The organism is Arthrobacter sp. TmtSoilC48 (assembly GCF_059739425.1).
In genome coordinates this window covers 985015-1003560 of record NZ_AP046049.1, presented here as the reverse complement: position 1 = coordinate 1003560, position 18546 = coordinate 985015, and the positions used below count along the sequence as shown (strand labels likewise).

Here is an 18546-nt window from a genome sequence, read left to right as displayed (position 1 = left end):
AGGCTTGTTCGCATGGCTGACTTCGTCCTCCGTCCCTGTGTAGCTTCCGACGCCGCGTGGATCGCCGAGCTCCGCGCGGTGGTGATGCGTCCGGATTTGGAACGGCTCGGGCGATTCGATCCTGTCCGTGTCCGCGAGCGCTTCCTCAACAGCTTCCAGCCGGAGCACACGTACGTGATCCATACGGGCGGTGTGGATGCCGGGGTTATTGCGGTTCGCCCGGAGCCAGATGCGCGGTGGATTGAACACTTCTACGTGGCCCCGGCACATCAGGGTAAAGGACTCGGGGGTGCCGTGCTCCGGCATGTCATGGCAGCGTCCGTGGACGAGAGGCCTTTCCGCCTGGACGTTCTGCAAGGAAGCCCCGCCCGGCGACTTTATGAACGCCATGGCTTCGTGCTGGAATCCGAGGATCCCGTCGACGTCTTCATGATGGCCACAGCCAGCCCCTGACTGAACCCACGCAATGCGGTAGCCTCAGCACAAACCTATGCACGATTGCTGCTGTCTTCTGGGGGAACAATGGGGATAAATCTAGCGCGGGCTTGGACGCTTGCAAGCGCTGCTGCGATAGCTCTGACAGCCACGGTGGCCGGGACAGGGCCCGCTACGGCGGACTACCAGCCAACACCCATCATCGACGGCGTCCCTTACGTAGGTGCGGAGCTCCGCCGACAGTACGACTACAGCTATTGGGGTTGCCGGAATCCGGACGGAACGTCTGATGCCATTACTTTGGAATGGCTCCGCGACGGCGAGCCACTCCCGGAGGAACGGCAAGGAGACACTCTGCGGATCCTGCCGGAAGACCTGGGCAGCCGTATCTCCATGCGTGTTCATCCCCTCACGCCAGGGAACCAGGGTTGCCCGACAGGGACGCAGCTGAGCAGCGAAACGCAGCCCATCAAGGCTTCCAGCAGGGCCATGGGGTGGACCGGGCGCGGCAACTTTGAACCCCTTGCCCGCACCTACGACGGCAGGCTCATCCTTTACCCGCGGACGTACACCTATTACAAGGGCGCCTGCGAGGGGCCGTGCCCGTCGTACTGGGGTTCCTGGGATGAACCCCGCCAGGTAGGCCAAGGGTGGAACGTCTTTGACATTGTCTTCTCCCCCGGCGACTTTGACGGCGATGGGTACAACGACCTCCTGGGCAGGGACTCCGCCGGAAAGCTCTTCCTTTACCCCGGCGACGGTGAAGGTGGCTGGCTTGCCCGGGAACAGGTTGGCCAAGGATGGGGCATCTTCGACGCCATCGTAGGCCCGGGCGACTTCAATGGCGACGGCACCAACGATGTGCTGGCACGCGATGCCGCAGGCGGTCTGTTCCTCTACCCGGGGGACGGCGACGGCGGCTGGCTTCCCCGGGAACAGGTCGGGTGGGGCTGGCAGGTCATGAACAAGATCGTCACCGGCGGCGATATGAACGCCGACGGGGGCGTAGATATATTCGGACGCGACCAATATGGCTATCTGCGCCAATACCCCACTGACGGCGAAGGCAGCTGGGAGGAACCTGTCTGGCTTGGCACTGGTTGGCAGACGTTCTCCGAGGTGGCCGGGCTTGGAAGCTCCGGCCACACGAAGTACAACGAACTCGTCGCCGTTGACGCGAATGGCGACCTCATCACCTATGCCACTGGCGCCTCAACCACAGGCATGTATGGCCCCTACGGCCCCATCGGCACGGGGTGGGATGTGTTCAAGGCGCTTCTCTGAACACAAGTGGCGGCTAGAGCGGCTGCCCCCACACAGCCAACTGCAGACTGACGTTCCCGCGCGAGACGTCGACGACGGCGGCACCCGCCTCGCCGCCGTCGGGCGCTGTTTCACGGTGGCCCGGCTCGAACCAGAGCCACCGCACCAGCTTCCTCATCGGCAATCCTGCCATCATCAGACCTGGACCGACTCGTCCGAACGTACCGGCGTCTCCAGCCCCAGGTTTTCGCGAAGCGTGGTGCCGCGGTATTCCGTGGGGTAAACGCCGCGTTCCTGGAGTTCGGGCACCAGGTGGTTCACGATGTCGTCCAAGCCGGTGGGGATGAGCCACGGCGAGATGTTGAACCCGTCCACCGCGCCGACGCGGGCGAACTGGGCGAGGTGATCGGCTACGGCGGTGTAGGAACCGGTGAAGGTAGCGTCCACCCGTGCCGTGCGGGAGGTGACGAACTGGCGGATTGAGAGGCCCTTGTCCTTGGCCTCGGCACGCCATTGGTCTGCAAGCTGCCGGGCCTTCGCACCGTGGAAGCCACTGCCGCGGGTCTCCGAGGTCTCCTCGACTACAGGATCAATCTCCGGGAGGGGACCATCGGGATCGTACTCAGTGAGCTCGCGGCCCCAGAACTGCTCCAGGTAGGCGATCGCTTGCTGCGGACCAATCTGGAGGCTGCGAACCCAGGCCTTTTTCTCCTGCGCTTCCCGGTCAGTGGCGGCCAGGATGAACTCGCTGGCCGGCATGATCTGCACGGCGTTGGCCCCACGGCCCGCATCGACCGAGCGCGCCACGATGTCGCGCCGGAATTCCACGGCGTCGTCGAATTTGGGGTGGGCCGAGAAAATCACATCTGCCTGGCGGGCTGCAAAGTTCCGGCCTTCCGGGGAGTCTCCGGCTTGGAACAGCACGGGCCGGTACTGGGCGCTCCGCGGCAATCGTGGGCTGACGTCCACCGTGTAGTGCCGGCCTTCGTGAAGCACCCGGCGAGCCGGTCCGGCAGAAGTCTCCCACGAGTCCCAAATACGCTTGGCCGTTTCAACGAACGCTTCGGCATGCTTGTAGCGGTCGGCGTGGTCGAGGTATCCCCCTCGACGGAAATTGGCTCCGGTCCACGCGTTGTCCGTGGTGACCACGTTCCACGCGGCACGGCCGCCGGAGATCAGGTCCAGCGAGGACAATCGATGCGCGAGGTCCGCGGGATCGTTGTACGTGGTGTTTTGCGTGGCAACCAGCCCGATGTTCGTGGTCACCGCGGCCAGGGCGGCGAGCATGGTTTGAGCATCAGGACGGCCCACTACGTCCAGGGCGTGCGGCCGTCCGAGGTGTTCGCGCAGGCGCAGACCTTCGCCGAGGAAGAACGCCGCGAACTTTCCGCGCTCGGCGGTCTGGACGATGCGGCGGAAGGATTCGAAGTCGGTTTGCGAACCCGATTCGGGGGCCTTCCAGATAGTGCCGGAGTTGACGCCCTGGAAGAAGATCCCGAACTGGATCTGCCCACTCGGCTGGAAAATAGCACGGTTGTGCTGTGTCATGGTGGTCCCTTACTTTCCGGCGGCAGCAGCGGCCGCGGCAGACGTCGAGTAGCGGTTCTCTGCGCGTCCAAGGCCCAGCAGCCCACGGAACGTTCCGTCCTGGATCGGCGCACGCAAAGACCCCCGGCGCCTCAGTTCGGGCAGGACCAGTCGCGCGAGTTCGTCCAACTCGACGGCGAGCGACGCCGGGTGGAGACGGACGCCGTCGGCCTCCTTCAGGAGCGAATCGAGGTAGTCGGTGAGACCGGCCGCCGAGCCGACGAAACGCGCCCTGCCGTCGTCCTGCGAGGTGTCCGACCGCGACGCCGCAGCCTGCCCCTGCGAGTCGAGGACGACGTCGAGCTCCGCGACAATCGCGACGGAAGCACCAAGCCGGGCCCGCACATGGCGAACCTCGGCGGCGAGCAGTTCGGGCGTCGGAGCAGACACCAGCACAGCGTCCACGGCATCCACCGGAACCTGACCGTCGCCCACCAGGGACGCAGCGGCAAGCACCGGCAACTGACCCTGCAGCGGCCTGGGGATGATGGACGGGCCCTTTACGGAATAGCCGGGACCAGCGAAATCGGCGGGCGTTTCGAAGTCCACGTAGTGAAGCTTGTCGACGTCGATGTATCGTCCGGTGGCGACGTCGCGGATGACGGCGTCGTCCTCCCAGGAATCCCACAAACGGCGGCCAACCTCAATGGACGCGGCAGCTTCCTGCGCGAGCGCATCACCTTCAACGAAGGAACGCCCGACGGCGGCAGCAGCCTCGGGTGCCTCCGCTGCGGTGGCGATCCAGCCGGCCCGGCCCCCGGACACGTAGTCCAGGCTCGCGAGCTGCGTGGAAATGTGGAAGGGCTCCGTATAGACGGTGTCCACTTCCGGAACCAGGGCGATATTCCTGGTGACGGGCCCGGCGTAGGCTGCACGCTGGAGAGCATTGACCCTCCCCGGGACCGGCGCATCCGCGAAGGTGGCAACGTGGAAGCCAGCTGATTCTGCGGCCAGGACAGCCCGGGCGAGGTCCTCATACCCGGCGCCGTCGAGTTCGATGGCCAGGAACCCGGCCGGGTGTTCTTCGAAGGTACTCACTTCTGGTCCTGCCGTTCGTAAGGGGTCTTCTCGCCGGCTTCGATGGCTACGGGCAGTCGGTTTTCCGCGGGCGGAAGCGGGCACGTGGCGAGATCGGTGTAAGCGCACGGCAGGTTGACGGCGCGGTTGAAGTCGAGCTGCACGGTACCATCGGCTGCAGGAACCACGGACAGCGAGCGGTTGGCCGCATACGTGGTTTTGCCCGAAGTCTGGTCTGTGAACAGCACGGACAGCGAGCCCGGCGCGTGGCCGTTGAATGCCGTCAGAGCCAATTCCTGTCCGGCGAGTTTGAACCGGATCTCACCCGGTGCCTCGTAAACGTGCTGGATACCCTCGACGGCGGCACCCACGGTTGTGGGGCGCGGGGCCTCGAACGGCACGAACGTACCGGCCACGGCGAACGCCGCATCAGGTGCATAAGCGGGTGTACCTTGGTACTCCCGCAAGAGGGCATTCGACGGGTTTCGCGGGCGCACGATGTACTCGCCGCCCCTCTTGGCTACCTCGATCACGGTATCGCCGGAAACCAGGTTGATGCCGCCGCGTTCCTCGATCGGGCCGAACTCCAGCGAATTACGTGCGTCGGGCTTCAGTTCAAAACTGTTCAGTTCAACACCGTTAAGTTCAACACCGTCCTGCTGCAGGCTTTCGCCGGGCTCCAGGACAACCCGTACGACGTCGGCTTCCGCGCTCCACGTGCCGGGGACGCCTTCCAACCGGGTCGGGTTGCTGTCCAGCCAGTGCAGGTGGGTCACGGCGAGAAAGCCGTGCGGGTGGGCACGGTGGCGTTCATGGGCGGAATGCCACTCCTGCCACTCCTCGGCAAAGGCCTCGAGTGCTGTTTCAGTGTGCGTAGGCATGTTGGAGTCGCTCCTGTTCAAGGCGTGGTCGGCGGTGATGGTTGCTGATATCCAGGACCTGGAATGTCACTTGCCGGTCCCAAAGGTTGTTTCAGTGACGGTCTTGGATTCCGGCAAGGCTTCTTCAGAAAGGCCCCAACGTTCCAGGACCTTGGCGTAGGAGCCGTCCTTGATGGTGGAGTTGAGAGCGTCCGTGATGGCCGGGGCCAGCCCGTTGCCCTTGAGCGTGGTGGCAGCTACCAGGGTCTCGGAAGGCCAGCCGGCGTTGACCTTGCCCACCACCTTGAGGTCGTCGCGGGTGTTCTCCCGGTAGGTCACGGACGGGTAGGGCGCCAGGTTCAGGTCCGTGCGGCCGGAGGACAACGCCAGGATGGTGTCGGCGTCGGACGAGTAGTACTGCAGCGTGGCAGGCGCCTTGCCTTTGGCTTCCAGCTCCTTGTTCCAGGCGAGCAGGATTTTCTCCTGGTTGGTGCCCGAGCCCACGGAGATTTTCAGCCCGGAAATATCGTCCGAGCCCTTGATGTCGTAGCTGGAGCTCTTCTTTGCTTCAAAGCCCATGTAGGCGGCCCGGTAGGTGGAGAAGTCGAACAGCTTCACGCGGGCGGCGTTGATGCCCACGTTGGAGAACACGGCCTCGAAATCGCCGGACTGGGTCTTGAGCGGCCAGTTCTCCCACGATGTCACCTGCAGGTCCAGGTCCAGGCCCAGTTTGTCTGCCACGAGTTGGGCGATGTCCACTTCCACGCCGATCGGCGTCTTGTCATCCGTGGCGTGGAAGGACAGCGGTATTGAACCCGCCGTAGTGGCCACCGTCAGCTTGCCGTCCTTGGCGATGGACGCCGGAACATTTGCGGCAGCGGCAGCATCTTTCTGCGCGCGGATACGGTTCTGGTCCACAGAAGTGTTGTAAACGATGCCGTTCTTTGCGGCTTCAGATTCCGGTTTGGCTGCCGACGCCCCAGGATCGGAGCACCCTGCAAGCGCGGGAAGTACGACGGCGGGAAGTACAGCGAGCGCCAGGAGCTTGATTTTGTTGGTGGCGAGGGTCGTGCGAAGCATGGGGTGTCCTAGATGTTGAAAGCTGGTTCGATGACCTTGGAGAAGAAGCTGCGCGTGCGCTCTTCGCGGGGGTTGCCGAAGATTTCCTGCGGCGTGCCGGACTCGACGATCTGCCCCTGGTCCATGAAGACCACGGTGTCTGCGACATCCCGTGCAAAGCCCATCTCATGGGTCACGATGATCAGCGTGGTCCCGGACTTGGCCAGCTCACGGATCACGTCCAGGACTTCGTTGACGAGTTCGGGGTCCAACGCCGACGTTGGCTCGTCGAAGAGGAGGATCCTGGGGTCGAGCGCGAGTGCCCGGGCAATGGCAACGCGCTGCTGCTGGCCACCCGAGAGCTGCCTGGGATAAGCGTCGGCGCGGTCTTTCAGACCCACCCGGTCCAACAGCTCCAACGCGCGCTTCCTGGCTTCCACCTTGGAACGCTTTTGGGCCACCACGGGTGCTTCGGCGACGTTCTCCAGCGCGGTGAGATGCGGGAACAGGTTGAAGTTCTGGAACACCATGCCGATGTTGGTGCGCTGCTTCAGGATGTCCTTCTCGCGTAGTTCGTGGAGCTTGTTGCCACGGACCTGGTAACCCACCAGCTCGCCGTCGATGGTGATGTAGCCGCCGTCCACCTTTTCCAGGTGGTTGATGGTTCGCAGCAGGGTGGACTTGCCGGAACCCGACGGGCCAACGATCACGGCTACGCCTCCGGGCGGAACGGACAATGAAACACCTTTGAGGACCTCGGTGGCACCGAATGACTTACGGACGTTGGTGATGTGCACCTGGCCGCGGGTGGCCTTCTTGTCCGCCGAGGCGGGCCGGGCCGCCGTCGTGCTTGCAGGAGCGCCGGCGGGAGCTGCCTTTCCCGTCGTTGTCGTGGATTCTTTGCGTGCGGCGATGATGCTCATCGGGCGTCCTTTGTGGGTGAAACAGCTACGTGGGTGGCGAAGAACTTCCGGGCCTTCTGCAACGGGGTGAGCGGGAGGTTGCGTACCGCGCCCTTGGAGAAGTGGCGTTCGATGTAGTACTGGAAGACGCTCAGCACAGAGGTGATCACCACGTACCAGAGTGTGGCGACAAGGAGCAGTGGCAGCACCTGCTGGGTCCGGTTGTAGATGACCTGGACCGTGTAGAAGAGCTCGGAGTAGGCCAGTACGTAGACAATCGAGGTGCCCTTGACCAAGCCGATGATCTCGTTGAAGGCGTTGGGCAGGATGGCCCGCATGGCTTGGGGCAGAACGATCCGGGTGTTGCGCTGCCACGCCGGTATGCCCAGGGCCGCCGCGGCCTCGAGCTGGCCCTGGTCCACTGACAGGATGCCGCCTCGAATGATCTCCGCGGAGTACGCCGCCTGGTTCAGGGTGAGGCCCAGGACCGCGGCTGCGAACTGGCTGATGAGCGTGGTGGTCTGGGCCTCGAAGAAGCGGACGTCCGTGAAGGGGACGCCCAGGCTGATCTTCTCGTAGAGGTAGCCGAGGTTGTACCAAAGCAGGAGCTGGACCAGCAGCGGTGTGGAGCGGAAGATCCATGAGAACGTCCAGGACACCGAGACCAGCAGCGGCGACGCGGACAGGCGCATGAGGGCAAGGATGAAACCCAGGACGAAACCCAATACCCCTGAGATCGCCGTGAGCTTCAAGGTCTCCAGCAGCCCGTTGACCACGGACCGTGCGGTGAACCATTCGGCCACCACTCCCCATTCCCAGCGCGGGTTGGTAACCAGGGACCAAATAATGGCGGCGACGCCGGCGGCCACCAGGACAGTGCCCACCCATCGCCATGGATGCCGGGCCGGGACGAGCCTGTAGTGGGAGTAGTCCGCGGTGGGCGGTGCGGTTTCCGCCGTGGCAGGCGGTGCGGTTGCACTCATGCGCCACCTCGTTTCAGATCGGTTGTTGACTATCGGATGGCTGCCAATCTAGGGGCGCCCGGGAGGTCCGGCAAGGCAGAAATTTGTACTTCTTCACTGGACTTAGTGCAGGTTCACGGGACTTCACGCAGCGCCATATGAGACCGGACTTTGCGCTGCTTAACGTCCGATGACGCGGGGTGAACGGCCGTTACCCGCTCCTCGACCGCGGCGGCATCGCCTCCCTAGATTGGGCTGCACCACCCGATGTTCTTCAGGAGATCCCATGCCGTCACGAGTTCCCGCCATCGCCTTCATCGGCGGCGGCCCGCGCACGGCCGGCGTCCTGGAAAGACTGGCCGCGAGCCGGCCAAGGTTATTCCAAGGCCCCTTGCACATCCACGTCGTGGAGCCGTATGAACCAGGATCCGGGAGGATCTGGCGCTATGACCAGAGCCCGGGCCTGCTGCTGAACTCCACCGCGGCGGACGTCACCATGTTCACCGACGCATCCGTGGCGTGCGATGGTCCTCCCGTCGATGGCCCCGGCCTCGCCACGTGGGCGGCAGGTGTGCTGGACGGCAGCATCCGCGACGTCCCTACACTGGAGCCCCACTTGCTGGCACAACTCCGTTCGCTCACACCTTCTTCATTTCCGACGCGGCAGCTCCAAAGCAAGTACCTTGAGTGGTTCTTCCGTCGGTCAGTCACCGCTCTGGGACCCGAGGTATCGGTAACGGTCCACCGGGACACGGCTACCGCCGTCGAGCGTTCTTCCGACGCCGGCGGTGGGACCGACGCCGGTGCGCACCACGTGCGGTTGGCTTCCGGCGCCGAGGTGCTGGCCGACGTCGTGGTTTACGCCCTGGGCCATACGGACTCGTTGCCGGATGACGAGTCCGCCCGCCTCACCGATTTCGCTGCCCGCCACGGTGGGTTCCATGCGCCGCCGTCGTACACAACGGACGTGGACTACTCAGGGATTGAAGCCGGGCAGGACGTGATCGTGTCCGGAATGGGGCTCGCGTTCGTCGACCTGTTGGTGCTGTTGTTCGAAGGCCGCGGCGGCCGCTTCGAACAAAAGCCCGACGGCGAACTCGAGTATGTGCCATCCGGTGCCGAACCACGGCTCTGGGTAGGTTCACGACGCGGCGTGCCGTACCACTCCAAGATTTCCTCCGTTGTGCGTGGCGAGCCGATCGCACGACCGCGGTACTTCACTGCCGAGGCTGTTGATGCGTTGTTGGCTGGCCATCAGGAACTCGACTTCCGCTCACAACTGTGGCCCTTGATCGCGAAGGATGCCGGTTATGCCTACTATCGCGAGCTCTTCACGGGCTACCCGTCGCGGGTTTTGGGGACGTGGGCCAGCTTCGAGAAGAGGTTCGATGCCTTGGACTGGTACAGCGCTGCCCGGGAAGAGCTGGTTGCCTTCTCCGTCCCTGATCCCGTGCTGCGGCTGGACCTGGAGGCGTTGGACCACCCACTGAGCGGTTGCGCGTTTGCGGACCATGAGGCCGTGCAGCGCTCGGTGGCCGCGTACATCCAACACGATCTTGACCTCCGAACCAGCCCCGACCATTCCGAAACACTCGCACTCTTCACCGCGTTGTTGTTCGTCTACATGGACCTTGGCCGGTTGGTCCCGCAGGATCGGCTCAATGCACGCTCCCAACAGGCCATCCACGGCTGGTGGCACGGCTTCTTCAGCTTCGTGGATTCCGGGCCGCCGTCACACCGTCTCCGTGAAATGCTCGCGCTGCACCGGGCCGGGTTCCTGAAGTTCCTGGGGCCGGGCATGTGGGTGCGCACCGACGAATCAACGGGCCGGTTTGTTGCCGGCTCATTCCAGTCACCCGTGGTGGTGGATGCTTCGGCGTACATCGAGGCACGGTTGCCGTCAGCCTCCGTGGAACGTTCGGCGAATCCCGCCCTGGCAGACCTGCACGACGCCGTATGGGGCACCGAGCAGAGGTTGCTTACCTCCGAAGGTGCGCACTCCACGGGCAAACTTCTGGTTTCCGGGAATCACCAGGTCCTGTCACCTGTTGGTACAGCACAGGACACTTTGTTTGCGGTGGGACCGTGGACGTCGGGTTGGGGCGCGGGAGCATTTGCCCGCCCCAACACCAACGCGGCACCCTTCCGGGAAAACGACGCGTTGGCCCGAAGGATCCTGGGCGCCCTCGCGGCGACTACCCACCCAACTGAGTCGCAGTTAAGCGCGTTTTGACCGCCCAAAACGAGCTCAGCTGCTACCTACTTGGGGTGAACCTACGAAAGGCATGACATGACCACAACGCCAACCCTTTCCGTCCTCAGCCTGCCCATGCGCGATCCCCGCGTCCGTCCCCTCCTGGACGAACTCGCCGCCGAATATGACACGCGCTACGGGACACTCTTCGGCACCGGGGGCGCTGCAGAGGAACTGAACAGGTACCCGGCCGAGGAATTCGCCGCACCCCACGGAGCACTGATCATCATCCAGGAGAACGGCGAATCCGTGGCTGGCGGCGCATTCAGGCGCTTCGACGAGCACACCGCAGAACTCAAGAGAATCTGGACCCACTCTGCGCATCGTCGGCGCGGGCTGGCACGGCGGGTGCTCACGGAGTTGGAAAATGAAGCACGACGCCGGGGCTACAGGAAGCTCTACCTCACCACCGGCCCACGCCAGCCGGAGGCCAGGAATCTGTACCTCGCCACGGGCTATAAAGCGCTCTTCGATCTCGCCGCAGACCCTGAAGACATCAAGCATCTGGCCTTCAGCAAGGATCTTGTGCTGCCCAGCTAAGCTATGCGCATGGCCAACGAACCCATTGCAACAACTGCTGAAAAACTTGCCACCATCCAGCAGGGGTACGCCCTGGAAGGTGCCACCATCGAGCTGGGCGCGGCGATCGTCGATGGTGAAATCCACAAAGAAGCCCAAGTCCGGCTACCCTTGGCCATGATGAACCGCCACGGCCTCGTGGCCGGCGCCACCGGTACCGGCAAAACGGTCACGCTGCACATGATTGCCGAACAGCTCTCGACGGCGGGTGTTCCGGTTTTCCTCGCGGACATCAAGGGTGATCTGTCGGGATTGGCAACGGCAGCAACTGCCAGCGAGAAACTCACGGCACGCACCGAGGCCCTCGGCCAGCAGTGGCAGGGAAAGAACTTCCCCGTTGAATTCCTGAGCCTCGGCGGGGACGGCAACGGAATCCCGATCCGCGCCACCATCACCTCATTTGGGCCCATCCTGCTCTCGCGCATCATGGACCTCAATGACACGCAGGAGTCCAGCCTCCAACTGATCTTCCACTTCGCGGACAAGAACAAGCTCGAACTGATCGACCTCAAAGACCTCCGGGCCGTGATCCAGTTCCTCACGTCGGACGAGGGCAAGGAACAGCTGGAGGATCTTGGCGGTCTTTCCAAAGCCACTGCCGGAGTCATCCTGCGGGAACTCGTCACCCTTGAGGCGCAGGGCATGGAAAGGTTCTTCGGCGAACCGGAGTTCGATACGGCAGAGCTACTCCGCACGGCGCCCGATGGCCGGGGCGTGATCAGCTGCCTTGAACTCCCCACGCTGCAGACCAAGCCCCTGCTGTTCTCCACCTTCCTCATGTGGCTACTGGCCGACCTTTTCGAAGACCTCCCCGAAGCCGGCGACCTCGACAAGCCCAAACTGGTGTTCTTCCTGGACGAAGCACACCTGCTCTTCAGCGACGCCTCCAAAGCCTTCCTCGAAGCCATCACCACCACGGTCCGGCTCATCCGTTCCAAGGGCGTCGGCATCTTCTTCGTCACCCAAACACCAAAGGACGTCCCCGCCGATGTCCTGGGCCAGCTCGCCAACCGGGTACAGCACGCCCTTCGCGCGTTCACCCCGGAAGATGCCAAGGCCCTCAAGGCCACGGTCTCCACATTCCCCGTCAGCGATTACGACCTCGAAGAGACACTCACCTCCGCAGGCATTGGTGAGGCCGTCATCACCGTGATGAACGAAAAAGGCGCGCCCACACCTGTTGCGCTCACCCGGCTGCGTGCCCCCGAATCCGTGATGGGCCCCAGCGCCGACGACCTCATCCGCAGCACCGTGGCCTCGTCCTCCCTTCTGGTCAAGTACGGGACGGCCGTAGACAACGTGTCCGCCTACGAGAAGCTCACCAGCAACGCCGTACCCTCCACCGGCGACGCCGCACCGGGATTGCCGCCGGTCCCGGCCGGCTCTTCTGGTCCGGGGGCTTCTGGTCCGGGCGCTTCCGGTTCCGGCGCTTCCGGTTCCGGCGCTTCCGGGGGTACGCCCTACGACATCGACGCCGAAGCGCGGCGCATTGAGGAAGAGATCCTCGGCCGCCCGAGTTCCCGTCCGGCCCCTGCGCCCTCCTCCTTTCCTGCACCCTCCTCGCCGCCCGCGCCGACCCCTGCACCGCAGCGGGCGTCCCAGCAGGACGGCGGCATGTTGGGCGACCTTGCCGGGGCACTCGGCGGAGCCCTGGGCGGCGGCCTGAAGAGCATGGTCCGTTCCATGGGGACACAGCTTGGCCGCGACCTCATGCGCGGCGTTTTCGGTACCTCCTCGCGGCGCCGCCGCTAGCCCTTTTTGGCTGTCAAAAGCCCGACGGCGGGTGGCGGCTCGGGGTGCTGCCACCCGCCGTCGGGCATTTTACGAGCAGTCTTCGCAGGTCACGCTGACGCCCTCATGCACAGCTATGGCTGCCACGGCAGGTAACGTAAAGGGCGTGCAGTTGAGTCAAGCGATAGTCAGGACCGCAGCCGGATGGCTGCTCGGTCTGATGCTTGCTGTCGCCGGAGCCATCGTCTGCATCAACCTGGTGAGTTCCTCCGTGGCCAGTCCGCAACAGCCTGTCCGGGAGTATTTGGAGGCCTTGCAGAAGGGCGAAGGCGAGCAAGCCCTGGGACTGTTGCGAGCCAAAGTTCCCAATGCGAATGCCGCCATGCTCGACGGCACGGCCCTGCAAACTGCTGCGTCCAAACTGTCGGACATCAAACTCGGAAATGCAGAGTCCAGGGGCAGCAACCGTGTAGCCGTTCCCATGGACTACACCTTGGACGGCAACCGGCTCCACACCGAATTCCTGATGGAGCGCACCGGCACGCAGTGGTTGTTCTTCGGCAAATGGGCTTTCGTTCCCACCACGCTGCCTACCATCGAAGTGACGGTGGTCAACTCCAGTGAAGCAGCGCTCAACGGCGTCCCCGTGAACATGCCCAACGGCCGCAACACCTTTGCCGTGTTCTACCCCGGCAAATACGAGGCCAGCCTGAATGGCACCTACTTCGAGGCTCCTCCCGCCTCAGCCCTCATTTCAAGCCGCGACGGCGGCCAGGCCCCCTTGAACCTGCAGACCAGGTCAACCAAGGCCATGAACGAAGCCGTTGCCGGTAAAGTGCGGGAATTCCTGGATACCTGTGCCGCCCAGGCCACCGAACAGCAGCGCCTTCAACCTGATTGCCCGTTCTACCACGCCAGCAACGCGCGCGTCGTAGACGGAACCATCAAGTGGGAAATTACCGAGTACCCCAAGATCACCATCGAGCCCTTCGGCGGCAAATGGGTTGTAGCCCCGCTCAACGGCAAGGCAAGGGTTTCCGCCCAAGAAATCAATTTGTTCACCGGCTTGGTCAACGACCTCAACGTGGAGCACGATTTCAGCTTCACTACCCAGCTGGACACCAACAACAACACCGTGACTGTCACCCCGATGCTGACTTTCTAGGCCCCGCACTGGCCCACCTTTCATCACCTGAGGCGCCCGGTTGAGCTCGCGCCGGCTCCGAGGGGCCCAAATCCGGGCTGGTTACACCAAGCGGCCCCGCCGAAGGACCTCACGAACGTGCCGCAGCATCGCATCCGGCGTGTGAACCACATCGCCGTAGAAGAACGTCAGGACCAGCAAGCCCCTGACGGATCGCCTCGTTGTCCCTCCTACGATCCTTCTTGAACTGGCGCGGATTCAGATGAAATGCCAGCCCGTCGATTTCGACAATGACTGGCCCTGAAGTGGCCGGAGGCATGAAAAAGGCCCGGGTCCTCCCTCTCAAGGGTCAAACCCGGGCCAGTTCAGCAGGCTTAGTCCATGCCGCGGAGATCCAACACCAGCTCGGATTCGCCGTCGGCCTGCAGGATGACTGGAATGCCCCAATCCTGCTGGTACAGGTGGCAGGCTGCGTGGTCCGGAATCTCGCCGTCCTCGGTTTCAGGTCCGTCACAGGCGGCCGCACGGGCAGTGATGTGAAGGATGCCCTCGGGCACGTCGGACGACAATTCGATGGTTCGCAACAAGCCCACCGATGTCCCGCCCCCGGAGACCAACAGTTCCGGCGGGGTGGAAGAGACCTTCATTTGCGTGGGGTCGCCCCAGCGGTCATCGAGTTTCTGCCCGGTGGGGGCCTTGAAGCGAACGGCCAGCTCCAGGATTCCGGGTGTCACAGGGCTCTTGGGACGGTGCGTCTGGGATGCCCCCTCATCCACCTGCTGGGCTTCCTTGGGAATCGGCACCAAAACCAGCTGATGCTTGTTTGACTCGACCACCACCAGTAGCGGCTCACTGTTGCTGTGGTTAACCACGACGACGTCACTCGGCTCAGCCAGGCCACGCGCCAATGTTGACACTGTCTTCGAGGCGGGATCGTACCGGCGAACGGCACCGTTGTATGTATCGGCGATCGCTACGGAACCATCCGGGAGTACCGTGACCCCCAAGGGGTGCTGCAGGCGTGCCTCGCTGGCGTCACCGTCACGGAACCCGAAGTCGAACAGTCCTTGGCCGACGGCTGTCTCCACCGTCACGCCGGTTTCGTCAAGCACCAAACGCCGCAATGAGGAAGTCTCCGAGTCGGCCACCCAGATGTTGTCATCGGCATCAATGGCCAAGCCGGACGACTGGGCGAACCAGGCGTCCTCCGCCACGCCGTCCAACAGCCCCTCCAGGCCCGAGCCCGCCAGGATGGAAACCTGGTTGGTCACGGGATCGAACGCAAAGATCTGGTGCGTCCCGGCCATAGCGATCACAACACGCTGCAGTTTCGCACTCCACACAACGTCCCAAGGCGAGGACAGAGAAACCCCGGGACCAAGGCCAAGCACCCCGACGTCGATTGCGTCGGCAGCAAAGTCAGCCGGACCGCCGTCGTGGTGTTCGGACCAGGCGCCCGCGCCCGTCTCGGTGACACGGGCAGGACCGGCATCGAGCAAGCGCTGCACACCGTTGCCGGCAACAGTCCGGACATGCCCTGAACTCAACGTCACCCCGCGAAGGCGGTGGTTCACGGTGTCTGCGACCACGGCGTCGTAACCGAGCGTAGAAGCGAGCTCCGCCGGAAGAACAGCTATACCTTGCGGCTCGTTGAACTGGGCCGTGTCCGTGTCGCCGTCCGCGTACCCCTTAATGCCGGAGCCTATAACCCGCTCAACGGTTTTCAGGTCCGGGTGGAGCTCTACCAGGCGGTGATGCCCGGAGTCGACGACGAGGTAATTGCCATTGGCCAACTGTGTCGTTTTGCCCGGGAAGCGCAAAGTGCCCGACGTCGGAACGGGAGCGACGTACGGACCGTTGCCCCGGTGGAGGGTCCCCTTTGCTTCGTGCTCAGCAACAAGTTCCTCAAGCAGCACGGCGAGACCATCTGCGTGTCCTTCACCGGAAAGATGCGCCACGATGTAACCCTCCGGATCCACGACCACCAGCGTGGGCCAAGCACGGGCTGTGTACGCCTTCCACGTGGCCAGCTCAGGGTCGTCCAGAACCGGATGATGGATCTCGTAACGCTCCACGGCAGCAGCAAGGGCAACGGGATCGGCTTCGTGCTCGAACTTGGGCGAATGCACGCCGACTGTCACCAGGACATCAGAGTACTTTTCCTCGAGGGGCCGGAGTTCGTCGAGAACATGCAGGCAGTTGATGCAGCAGAACGTCCAGAAGTCCAACAGCACGATTTTGCCGCGAAGGGATTCCAAGTCAAGGGACTTGCCGCCCGTATTGAGCCAGCCGCGGCCCTCCAGTTCGGAGGCCCGGACCCGGAGTTGGGTGCGTACGGTTTCGCTCATCAGCGTCCTTCCAGCTTCGTGTTTCGTTCGGTCTTGCTGCTTGCTTGGTCAACGCTTCCCCTGGCGTGGCCTGTTGAAGCGTTGTCCCCAGGGGCTGCGCCGTCAGTTGGAACGGTGCTGTCGGTTGGGACGGTGCTGTCGCTTCGGATGGTGCTGTCCTCTGGTGTGCTACCCGGTATGGCTTCGGTCGGTCGGGTCGCTTCAGTCGTTTCAGTAGTCAGGGCCGTCTGCCTGGTTGAGGCCGGGCGGCCGGCCAATTTGGCATCGCGGTCAGCGAGCCGGGCAAACATATCGTTATAAGCACTGAGATCGGCGTCGTTATTCCTGTCGGCCGCACGGTCCACGCGTCGGGTCTCCCGCTCGTCCGAGCGTGACCACATGACCGCTACGCCGATTGCCACGAGCAGGGTGGGAACTTCGCCAATGCCCCAGGCCACAGCACCGCCCATTTGCTGGTCTGCGATGGCCGAGGCACCCCAGGTCCTGCCCAGGTTGCCGAAGTAGTCAGCAGCCAGCAGGCCTGTACCGCCCATGATGGCCACGCCAAAGAATGCGTGGAATCCCATGGTTGCGAGCAGGAGCAGCAGGCGCATGGGGTACGGCGCACGTCGCGGCAGTGGATCACTGCCGATCATGCTGAGTACAAAAATGTAGCCCGTCAGCAGGAAGTGCAGATTCATCAGCTCATGGCCTACGTGCTCCCGCATGGCAAGGCCGAAAAGGTCCGAGTAGTAGAACAGCACGATGGAGCCTGCGAAGTTCGCAGCGGCGAACAGGGGATGAGTCACCACCTGCGAGAACCGGGAGTGGACGAACAAGAGCAACCACTCCCGAAGACCCCGCGAACCGTGGGCGCCTTCACCCCGGGAAGGTAGTGCACGCAGCGCAAGGGTCACGGGTGAACCCAACACCAGGAAGATCGGTGCCACCATGGTCAGGGCCATATGATCCACCATGTGGGCAGAAAACAGTACACGGCCATAGACAGCTGGCGGACCCGACGTGATGTACGTGAGAATCACCAGTCCAATCATCCAGTTCGCGGTCTTGAACCAGGACCAGCTATCCCCACGCTTGCGGACCTTGATGATCCCGAGGATGTAGGACACGGCGCCGAATAAGGCGACTCCAACCCACAGCCAGTCAAAACGCCATTCCGTAAGCCAGCGCTCTGGCGTAAGTTCAGGCGGAACCTCATAGCCGGACAGGATGAAGGCCGGCGAGGCGTCCGGTGCGTACGTCGTGGGCTGCGGCGGGGCCGAGCGCCCGAGCGCCACGGCGAGGCCCGACGTCGCGCCCATCACCAGCAGCTCAACCAGAACCAGCTGCGACAGCACCCGCCGGGCAGACATCGAACCGCTCTTCCCCAGCTGGGGTATGACCCACTGACGATGCATGAAACCAATGCCACCCAGCACCAGGGTGGCAAGTGCCTTGGCAAGGATGAGCTGGCCATAGGCAGAGCCAAACAGATCGCCCGGGTTCGTCACGCGGATGGCTGCGTTTATCACACCGGACGCAAACACCAAGACGAAAGCAAAGCCAGCCAGGGCCGAGAACCTTCGGAGGGTCGGTTCCGTAATGTCGCTTGTCCCGGACCTCCTGGAGCCAGCGAGCAATCCGGAAAGGACCGCGAGCATGATGATGCCTCCCACCCACACAGAGACACCAACCAAGTGAAGGCCAAGCGAGTTGATGGCGCCTTCATGATCACTGGAGCTTGAGGAGTGACCGATCAGCGCGGTCGGAATCAGCCCGATCAAGGCAAGCAGCAGCGTAAAAGCGAGGCCGGTCAACGATCGGACGCCGAAGAGCGCGGTGGTGACTACCGCAGCAATGATAGTGATGGCCAGCCAGGCCTTGCCCGTTTCTATGTCCGTCATGAAGTAGACAAGTGAGCGGGTGAATTCTGCGTCGCCGGAGAGCCCCTGACCCGCCACGTCCGCGTAGGTCAATACCAGGACCGCTACGGCAGACAGTGTCCAGGCGGCACCTGCCGCGGCGGCAACGGCAAGGGCGCGTGCAAAGGCTGGATGCTCCAGAGCCTCCAGATCCTTTTCACGGGATCGCGACGCCCTAAGGTTCTTGGGCAGGATTCCGACCGCGAAGATCAGTCCACCAATAACTGTGGCTATGGAAACGTTGTGGACGGCTTTCGCTACCGGCAGGCCCCACCGAACCAGCGCACCAGGGTCCGAGACCTGTCGGGCAGCAGAAGCACCGGAAAAGATGAGGGCTGCAGCCAAAGTCAGGAAGAGCACCGCGAGTCCAGCAAGCTGCCACGTGAGGGAAATGCCCGTGACGGCATCGCCTCCCCGCGCTCCCGGCTTGGGAACAGGCGATGGGGCGGTTGCGGAGCTTCTTGCTGATGGCACCTATCCATTGTCCGTTACCTATGGCTGGGC

15 protein-coding genes are annotated in these 18546 nt (G+C 63.4%); 6 read left to right on the top strand and 9 right to left on the bottom strand.

Annotated elements, in window-relative coordinates; translation table 11 throughout:
* The first annotated feature begins 12 nt into the window (after window positions 1-12).
* Complete coding sequence (locus AC6I97_RS04795; RefSeq protein ID WP_224089423.1) at window positions 13-453, top strand: GNAT family N-acetyltransferase; 441 nt, start codon at window positions 13-15, stop codon at window positions 451-453.
* A gap of 69 nt (window positions 454-522) precedes the next feature.
* Entirely contained in the window at window positions 523-1719 is a 1197-nt protein-coding gene (locus AC6I97_RS04790) for an FG-GAP repeat domain-containing protein (RefSeq protein WP_497944221.1), read from the top strand.
* A 13-nt stretch (window positions 1720-1732) separates the two neighbouring features.
* Here the strand turns inward: AC6I97_RS04790 and AC6I97_RS04785 are convergent, their stop codons facing one another.
* From AC6I97_RS04785 to AC6I97_RS04755, 7 genes are all read right to left on the bottom strand, one after another.
* Window positions 1733-1876 carry a hypothetical protein gene (locus AC6I97_RS04785; protein WP_497944220.1) on the bottom strand — a complete coding sequence of 48 codons (144 nt, stop codon included), beginning with the start codon at window positions 1874-1876 and terminating at the stop codon, window positions 1733-1735.
* Between the two features lie 17 nt (window positions 1877-1893).
* A complete protein-coding gene (locus AC6I97_RS04780) occupies window positions 1894-3246 on the bottom strand; it encodes an NtaA/DmoA family FMN-dependent monooxygenase (RefSeq protein WP_497944219.1) in 1353 nt (450 codons plus the stop codon).
* A gap of 9 nt (window positions 3247-3255) precedes the next feature.
* Window positions 3256-4323 (bottom strand): LLM class flavin-dependent oxidoreductase, encoded by a 1068-nt coding sequence (locus AC6I97_RS04775; protein ID WP_224089431.1) that lies wholly within the window; start codon window positions 4321-4323, stop codon window positions 3256-3258.
* Window positions 4320-5183, bottom strand: coding sequence for a DUF1684 domain-containing protein (locus tag AC6I97_RS04770; RefSeq protein WP_497944218.1), 864 nt, complete (start codon window positions 5181-5183; stop codon window positions 4320-4322). Before AC6I97_RS04770 ends, AC6I97_RS04775 begins: the two co-directional genes overlap by 4 nt.
* Before the next feature lie 66 nt (window positions 5184-5249).
* Window positions 5250-6242 (bottom strand): ABC transporter substrate-binding protein, encoded by a 993-nt coding sequence (locus tag AC6I97_RS04765; RefSeq protein WP_497944217.1) that lies wholly within the window; start codon window positions 6240-6242, stop codon window positions 5250-5252.
* A gap of 8 nt (window positions 6243-6250) precedes the next feature.
* The gene (locus AC6I97_RS04760; protein WP_497944216.1) at window positions 6251-7144 is read right to left on the bottom strand and encodes an amino acid ABC transporter ATP-binding protein; all 894 of its coding nucleotides are present in this window, start codon (window positions 7142-7144) and stop codon (window positions 6251-6253) included.
* Complete coding sequence (locus AC6I97_RS04755; protein ID WP_497944215.1) at window positions 7141-8106, bottom strand: amino acid ABC transporter permease; 966 nt, start codon at window positions 8104-8106, stop codon at window positions 7141-7143. Before AC6I97_RS04755 ends, AC6I97_RS04760 begins: the two co-directional genes overlap by 4 nt.
* A gap of 265 nt (window positions 8107-8371) precedes the next feature.
* Here AC6I97_RS04755 and AC6I97_RS04750 point away from each other — a divergent pair, with 265 nt between their 5' ends.
* The 4 genes from AC6I97_RS04750 (at window position 8372) to AC6I97_RS04735 (ending at window position 13814) form a co-directional block, all read left to right on the top strand.
* Window positions 8372-10318, top strand: a complete 1947-nt coding sequence (locus AC6I97_RS04750) for an FAD/NAD(P)-binding protein (RefSeq protein WP_497944214.1) — start codon at window positions 8372-8374, stop codon at window positions 10316-10318.
* 57 nt (window positions 10319-10375) lie between these two features.
* Complete coding sequence (locus AC6I97_RS04745; RefSeq protein ID WP_497944213.1) at window positions 10376-10879, top strand: GNAT family N-acetyltransferase; 504 nt, start codon at window positions 10376-10378, stop codon at window positions 10877-10879.
* Between the two features lie 3 nt (window positions 10880-10882).
* Complete coding sequence (locus AC6I97_RS04740) at window positions 10883-12670, top strand: helicase HerA-like domain-containing protein (RefSeq protein ID WP_497944212.1); 1788 nt, start codon at window positions 10883-10885, stop codon at window positions 12668-12670.
* Window positions 12671-12785: 115 nt separating this feature from the next.
* Window positions 12786-13814, top strand: coding sequence for a hypothetical protein (locus AC6I97_RS04735; RefSeq protein ID WP_497944211.1), 1029 nt, complete (start codon window positions 12786-12788; stop codon window positions 13812-13814).
* A gap of 353 nt (window positions 13815-14167) precedes the next feature.
* On the opposite strand, the gene AC6I97_RS04730 is transcribed toward AC6I97_RS04735, so the two are convergent.
* Both AC6I97_RS04730 and AC6I97_RS04725 read right to left on the bottom strand, forming a co-directional pair.
* A complete protein-coding gene (locus tag AC6I97_RS04730; RefSeq protein WP_497944210.1) occupies window positions 14168-16141 on the bottom strand; it encodes an NHL domain-containing thioredoxin family protein in 1974 nt (657 codons plus the stop codon).
* Window positions 16141-18516 (bottom strand): bifunctional copper resistance protein CopD/cytochrome c oxidase assembly protein, encoded by a 2376-nt coding sequence (locus tag AC6I97_RS04725; RefSeq protein WP_497944209.1) that lies wholly within the window; start codon window positions 18514-18516, stop codon window positions 16141-16143. Before AC6I97_RS04725 ends, AC6I97_RS04730 begins: the two co-directional genes overlap by 1 nt.
* Between the last annotated feature and the right edge of the window lie 30 nt (window positions 18517-18546).